A 7,293-nucleotide genomic window follows, 5' to 3' on the forward strand; every position below is an offset into this window, starting at 1 on the left:
ATCCCCCCTTGATAAGGGGGGTGTCGATCCCCCCTTAATCCCCCCTTGATAAGGGGGGTGTCGATCCCCCCTTAATCCCCCCTTGATAAGGGGGGTGTCGATCCCCCCTTAATCCCCCCTTGATAAGGGGGGTGTCGATCCCTCCTTAATCCCCCCTTGATAAGGGGGGTGTCGATCCCTCCTTAATCCCCCCTTGATAAGGGGGGTTTCGATCCCCCCTTAATCCCCCCTTGATAAGGGGGGTGTCGATCCCCCCTTAATCCCCCCTTGATAAGGGGGGTGTCGATCCCCCCTTAATCCCCCCTTGATAAGGGGGGTGTCTGATAGTTTTTAACGCCTAACTACTTATTGAATCCTATTTTCTCGCCAAAGGATTGGGTTTCTTCTCTCTATTTTGGCGATATACTGTTGATCATTGAACAAGTTAACGGATTGAATTGATATGTTATTATCTACTCCTGAAACAATTCAGCATATTCTTTGGCAAGGGCAACTAGAATTGGATAGCGAAGAAGAGGAAGAAAATTTTAGATTTATCTCACCTCCCTCACGGCCCAGCTATGTACCAATTGTTAGCATCGGACAACCAGAAGTTTGGCCATTAGCTGAACTTTATTCTGGTGTAATTCCCTCTTGGTTAGAGGTAAAACAGAATGAGGCACAGTTTTTTTTAGTCCGTTTTGCCTGTTCTCTTCGTAATAGTGGAGAAGATAAATTTCAAATTACTCAAGCTAAATTTTCTGTTGATTTACTGCCCGATAATCAACAAAACCGGGCTATTGCTTTTGATCTATATCCGTTGGAAATCAATCAGGAAATCAAGCGTAACTGTAAAGTTAGTCTGTCCCCCAATATTAAGTTTAAGGAAGCTCAGGCAAGTTTAGGAGGCACAGATTTTGCCCTAGAATACCCCGAATTACAACCAACAATTATAGCCACAGGAGTTGGGGAATATAAGGCTGATTGGGAATATCGAAAAGCACAGGGAAAAGGAGTTCAAGGAAGTAAATTTATGCACATGATTGTCAAAGTCCCTAATAATATGCAATTGGTGAGGACTAAGTTAAATTTAACTGCCCGCTTGGAACAAAATGGTAATCCCTTAGTTAAATGGCTTTTTAAAACTGACATTAAAAAAGTGCCAAGCGATTGCTTAATAGTCAATTTAGTTAGCTAATATTTCCTCAATTCTTACATCAATAAATGCTTTATCAATAGCATCTAATTGATCCTCTATGTGAGGAGAGGCTCTTAGTAATCGTCCGGCTTGTTCTTTAAATAATTTACGACTCATAGAGAAACTCTTAGGGAACCTCCCGATCGTGGTGGAAATATTGTCTAGAACAGCACCGAATAGATTAAGAGCAAATTCGCCATTAAAAAGAGGCTCTCGCTCTCCATCGATGACAGTGTTATGAATTGTCATCAATCGATAAAAAGCATGACTATGAATCAAGGAAAGTTCGTGATAATTCTTGGCAGTATTCCAATCATTTATTTGTATTTGTCCATAGACAGGCCCTGCATCTGTAAACCTTAAAGAAAGTAATTTATCTAATCGTCTCATCGATCCAGTTCCTTCTTGAAAGTTTTCTCCCACATCCCATAGCCAATTACGAGGATTATTCCAATAAAAACCATCATCCCTATGATAGTTACGCACTAAAACCGCAAATATATCACAAAAAGATTCTTCAAGTGCATTTTTTGGCGGAGACTCAAGTGGACCAATTAAACCATGACAAAATTCATGAGCTACTACTGTGATATCGGTTCCATAAGAACGGTTTCTACCATTAATTTCTCTTTGTCCAAATAAGGCTCGTTTTGTGTACCATGCGGCAGGGCAAAAGCGATGCTCTATGCTGGCAACATTAATGATAGCTTCATATCTATCTAGTGGTTTGTTGAAGTTATCATCGATAAACTGGGCAACGGTTTTAACATTATTGCGAGCTTGTTGGCAAAAATCTTGACAAATACCATCGACTAATGAGTGGTCAGTGAGAATGATATCAGAGGAATAATCTTTATATCTCAAATTATAAGTTCGTGAAAGCCCGCAGTTACCATTAGATGGTGCGCTATGGCATTCTGTGCAGACCATAAGTTTTTGCCCCCGATAAATTCATAAGTTTCAGTTTTCCTATACATTAAAAAAATTGATCGAAATATGTCAAGTGTGTACAGATTTCATTTATTGTGGTACAAAACGTACATATAAAAACCGCCCTCACCCATCTACAGGGTTGCACTACGAAGGCTAACAAACCAATTACCGATAATTTTCACAAGGTTTACAAAAATTAATGCAGATTTTTTATGCACATCCCCCAGAATAGATTTTGGTGTCGATCCCCCCTTAATCCCCCCTTGATAAGGGTGGTGTCTGAAAGTTTTTAACACCTGCCTACTTATTTCCTGTTAAAAAGTGAGTTATATTTGAATAATGCAAAAAAAGCTCACCAAAACCAGCCCAACAGTTAGAGATATTTGGGTAAATATCTCCAAACGATAGACAGTTTGGCAGTAGGTTATGGACAGAACCCTTTTAGCAGAAGGTTCTCAAATTTGAGAGTTCGAGCATTATCTCCCCTGTGTGGGCATCTATCACATAATCAGTTAATTCCAGTGATGTTCCAACAGATTTTTCGTCACCGGTTGGAGCCATAACTTTAATATTCGTAACATAAACAAGTTTCCATTCACCTAGCTTGTCACTGGAGCCATTAGAAAAGTGTTTGAAATAATAGTAAAGATCGGGATTAATATCACAATCCTTTAGGGCTTCTGGGGAAATAGGCTCACCCTTCTTAAGACAATATTTGTAGATCCAATGTTTTAAATCTTCTTCAGGAACTTTCGGATTTTTGTCAGGAAATCCTTTTTTTACAGCTTCATCTTGAGCAACTTCAGACGAGTTTGCAAACAAAAATTTATTGTCTTCGTCTAAATCAACAATGATCGAGGAGCCGTATAAAGGGATACCTTGGTGTCGGAGGCGATATTTGAATTTGAATGCTTGAGTAAATTTCGATTGATACTCATCTACAAGTTCAAATTCAACTGGCAAATCCGTGGACAATTGGACTCGCTGAGTGTACCCCGGCTCGGGTTTGAGCTGAGAGACAGTGAAGCCGCGAAGCTCCTCTCCTGCGCCACCGGGCGAGTCTGAGCCGGACAACCTAATGGCCCTATCTATGGCTATATCTTCTAATTCAGTTGTTTTTTTCTTTTCTAACTGTTTTGGCATTTTACAATCACTGCAAAGGTGTTACAATGTGTTACAAAAACAAAATAAAATAACATTGCCCATTTATTCTGACGAAAATTTTTGAATATGTACATTATGTACAGAATATTTTTTTAGTGTGTACATACAGTGACAGCGTTAAAATTTTTTCGTATTTTATTGTACAAAATGTACATACAAAAACCGCCCTCACCAGTTGAGTGATCGATACCCTATCGGTTTCTTCGGTCATCAGCAACCTCTTTCCTGCAATCATCTACAGGGTTGCACTACGAAGGCTAACAAACCAATTACCGATAATTTTCACAAGGTTTACAAAAATTAATGCAGATTTTTTATGCACATCCCCCAGATTAGCCTGTATTATATGAACATAACTATTGAATTGATCAAAACGGGCATCTAGGGCTAAATCATCAGAGTAACATCTAAACCTATGAGCGATCTGGACACAGAAAATCAAAGACAAAGCGATGAAGACCGACAAAGAGATGCTGCGGTGTATTTGCATCTCCTCAACAATTTGACCGATTTGGACATTAGTGAGGATAATCCCAAACCGAATGAGTACAAAATAGCCAAACAATGGCGACAAAATCGCATTTTTGTCCGGCGAGTGCTGCGTTCGGTGATGGGAGAGCGTTACCAAGAAAAGGAACGCGAGGAGCGGGTACCCAGTTTAAGCTTGGGGAAATTAGTTACTATTCTTAGCTCACTGGAGGCTTATTGGCAAGGAGAGTCAGCCAAAAATAAGGATAGCTTAGCCCAAAAAATGATCAATAAGTTTACCCAACAAGAAAAAGAACGAGTTCTCAAAAAATATGCACAGTTATCTCTGGATGAAAGGGATAAATTGAAATTACTTGTTCATCCCGAAGCTGGTTTACTTGAGCAGTTAAAAGAGATCATTACCGATGAAATACAGCAGGATTCCCTAGACGTTGTTAGCTTTTATAAACAGGCCATTAATCTATACAGTTCCCAAAAACAACAACACAGTTACCTAAAATCTCTTGACCCAAATGATAATCAAAATCTAGATGAATCTTTAAAGCTAGTTAATCAGATTATAGAGTATATTCAACCCCGATTTAAAAAATATTATCAGCATTTATCAACAGGCTCGGAGCAGGAAATTATCAAGGATTTGGTTGATAAGATTTTAAGAGAAGTGAGCCGGACAGAATTTCAAGCTGGACTCAGACAAATTAAAACTGTTGTCGGGCAATGTCCAGATTTTGTTCAGAATAATTTAACTAGCGATTCCATATCCAATCTCTTTTTGGAAAGCCTGAGCAATTCAATTATCAAAAATAATTTATTAGGAGATAAATTTCCCGTTTATATCGACTATTTAGAAATTGAGAAAGTCAAACCTCTGCCCCTAAAATTATACCGAGGCAAAACAGGTTTAATCAATACCGATTTTCTCGATGATCCTGAAGACGAAAATAAGTATTATGCTCAAGGATTAGAAAAACAGATAGCTTATAGGGTGCGAGTGTATTTTTATGTCTATCCCCCAGAGAACTGGAAACCAAAACCAACCTTAGAAGAAAAAGAAATCAGCCAATTTTTCAAGCAAGAAGAATCAAACAGTCGATTAGAATTTTGTGAAGAAGTGGTAGGTGTGGGCAGTCCTATCGCTCATATCACCACCGCAATTAATCGATTTTTGTTTGAGGGGATAGATATTTTGAAAAAGCAAGGATATCTGCCTGTCACCCAAAAAATAGTCAGTGAAGATAAAGTGATTGGCAATACAAGAAATAGTGCTGTTTGGTCTTATTCTCTGGTTAAGTTATGCAAACAGGAAGATGTGAAAAAATCTCTAGAAGGTGAAATTAATTATAATCAAATTGTCGCCGATCAAGAATTAGCAACAGGAGAATTTTATGGATTTGATCTTCTAGAATCTGCCGCTAAGTCTGCCCTTCATGCTCGACTGAGAGCCATTGAAAAAACGGCAATTGATTCTCAGCAATATCTACAACAACTTTGTCAGAGAATTGAGGAAAAATATATACTAGAAAAAGCAGAAAAATGGATAAAATTCTACCCTTTCTCTCTCAGGGCTATGCAAGATTATTTAGAAAAAAAGCTGTTTAAGGATAAATATCGCAATTGGGATGAGAGAAATTTCAAGGAAGTTAATAATAATCAAGCTTGGAGTATGGTGGCCTATGAAGCACATTTGGCAATTATTCAAGTATATCTTCAAGAGGGTCTCTATCGTATTGCCCAAAAATATCTTGAGGTTATTAAACCCCATATCGAAAAGGGACGACTAGACGATAAACTATTAGTTAGTCTCTACTATATCTGTCTATTTGATTATCATTTTTATACGGACCTTGAAGATGAGGAACGTGACCATCAAGAAAGGGGTTCTGCAATTCGTAAAGCTGAAGAATATTTGAACACTGCTGAAGAATATTTGCAGAAATATTTGAAAGAATACGCAATCATTGGTGAATACTCTCAAACTAATGCTCATCCTTTTTTCTATTATCTATCTCGTATCTATTCTCACCGCGCCAAAATTTATATCTTTTTCCCTTACATTGCTCAATTACCCAATCCCAAAACTCATTTATTAATTGAACCTCTTCGTCTCTTAGAAAAAGCTCGTATTTATGCGGCTAGAGACGGTGATGCTAATTACTATGCTTACTGGACAGTGTATCAAATTTGGTCTTATTTAATCACCGCCTATGTCGGAGACACCAATCGATTAACGGAAAAATTTAGCCGCCAAAATTGTCTAGAATGGTCCGAACGTTTAATTAAAAATGCTCTTGATTGTTATGGAGAGCGAGGCAGAAAATCTTATCAACAGATAAAAAATTATAGTGGTAAACAGAAAACAGAGTTTAGTGGATTAAAACCGGATTCGACTATTATATTTTATGAGCAATACAATGATATTTATGTGCAAACCATTCCCCCAATTATTGAAATCGGAAAGGGTAGCAGCCACTTAGATGAGTTTTATCAAGGAATATTTAAATCTTCTAGTCAATCTCAAGAAAAAATTATACAGCTACCCATGTCAGCATTAACTTACCTTGACTCAAATTCAGATAATAAAGTTTATTTATTTGGTATTCACGCTAGTCTTCTTTTATTTGGGTTGGGACTGGTGGAACTTTGTAAAGATAATCAGGAAGAAGGATTAGAAGAACGTATTCGTATGGCGATGAAAAGGTTTACTTTAGGAGCGGCAATTGCATCTGAGGGAACAGTGGATGAAAAAAGAGGAGAAAAAACCTATCTTCAGCGAATATTTACCGAGCAAAAGCCAAATAAAGATCAAAAAATGCCCGAAGATTTTCAAATTAGAGGCTTATATCCTCACCGGTTAACTCAGTTTACCGCTAAAGGGAAAATTTTTGCAGCAACCTGTCGAGTAATTCTCTTTTTGTATAACTACGAAAAATATAGTAGCTATTGGCCAGAGGTCGCCTATCTTTTGAATGATTTACACGATGCTCAAACTATTATAAGATCGAATAATCCTGATTATTCTTTGGGACAAAATCGCTATAGTGGTCATCTAGAACAACAATTTAAAGGGGTTAAAAGTTACCTGGAAAGTCAGAAAAATTCTGTCAAATCAGGTTCTTTAGAGGAAATTAGAAACAGAATTGTCACTGATATATTCAAAATACTTCGCGGCGACAAAGTGTAACTCTATCTGCTAATTCCTAAATTTTAGACCGCAAACAATTAATCCGTTGTTTGGAATTAGTGGCGGTTTTATCGGACTAAAAGAATAACTTAGTCAAGTTTAGTCTCGATAGCGAAAATGACCGTTTATCCCTAGCGGTGGAATCTCCTGATTTAGGTAGTGCTAAAGAGTCCATGGCGGCGGAAATTCAGGGAGAAAGTGGCGATATTGCCTTTAATGTTAAATACTTGATGGACGGTTTGAAGGCTTTACCCAATAATGATATCCAAATGCAGTTAAATGCTAGTACCCAACCGGTTATTTTTACCCCCTTGGGAGGTTTAAAGATGACCTATTTGGTGATGCCGGT

At 37.9% G+C, this 7,293-nt stretch carries 4 protein-coding genes and 1 pseudogene; 3 read left to right on the plus strand and 2 right to left on the minus strand.

The window, feature by feature from the left end:
* The first annotated feature begins 442 nt into the window (after nucleotides 1–442).
* The gene (locus tag EWV60_RS13600; protein WP_287232790.1) at nucleotides 443–1,177 is read left to right on the plus strand and encodes a hypothetical protein; all 735 of its coding nucleotides are present in this window, start codon (nucleotides 443–445) and stop codon (nucleotides 1,175–1,177) included.
* Here the strand turns inward: EWV60_RS13600 and EWV60_RS13605 are convergent.
* Both EWV60_RS13605 and EWV60_RS13610 read right to left on the minus strand, forming a co-directional pair.
* Nucleotides 1,166–2,107 carry a M4 family metallopeptidase gene (locus EWV60_RS13605; protein WP_287232792.1) on the minus strand — a complete coding sequence of 314 codons (942 nt, stop codon included), beginning with the start codon at nucleotides 2,105–2,107 and terminating at the stop codon, nucleotides 1,166–1,168. The genes EWV60_RS13600 and EWV60_RS13605 overlap by 12 nt on opposite strands.
* A gap of 444 nt (nucleotides 2,108–2,551) precedes the next feature.
* Nucleotides 2,552–3,253, minus strand: a complete 702-nt coding sequence (locus EWV60_RS13610; protein ID WP_287232793.1) for a hypothetical protein — start codon at nucleotides 3,251–3,253, stop codon at nucleotides 2,552–2,554.
* A 436-nt stretch (nucleotides 3,254–3,689) separates the two neighbouring features.
* Between EWV60_RS13610 and EWV60_RS13615 the strand changes: the two genes are divergently transcribed.
* Nucleotides 3,690–6,944 carry a HypX (modular protein) gene (locus EWV60_RS13615; RefSeq protein ID WP_287232795.1) on the plus strand — a complete coding sequence of 1,085 codons (3,255 nt, stop codon included), beginning with the start codon at nucleotides 3,690–3,692 and terminating at the stop codon, nucleotides 6,942–6,944.
* 20 nt (nucleotides 6,945–6,964) lie between these two features.
* Nucleotides 6,965–7,293, plus strand: a pseudogene (locus EWV60_RS13620) (DNA polymerase III subunit beta); the annotation flags it as partial.

The sequence above is a fragment of the Microcystis sp. Msp_OC_L_20101000_S702 genome (genome assembly GCF_007095705.1).
GTDB classification, from domain to species: domain Bacteria; phylum Cyanobacteriota; class Cyanobacteriia; order Cyanobacteriales; family Microcystaceae; genus Microcystis; species Microcystis ichthyoblabe_A.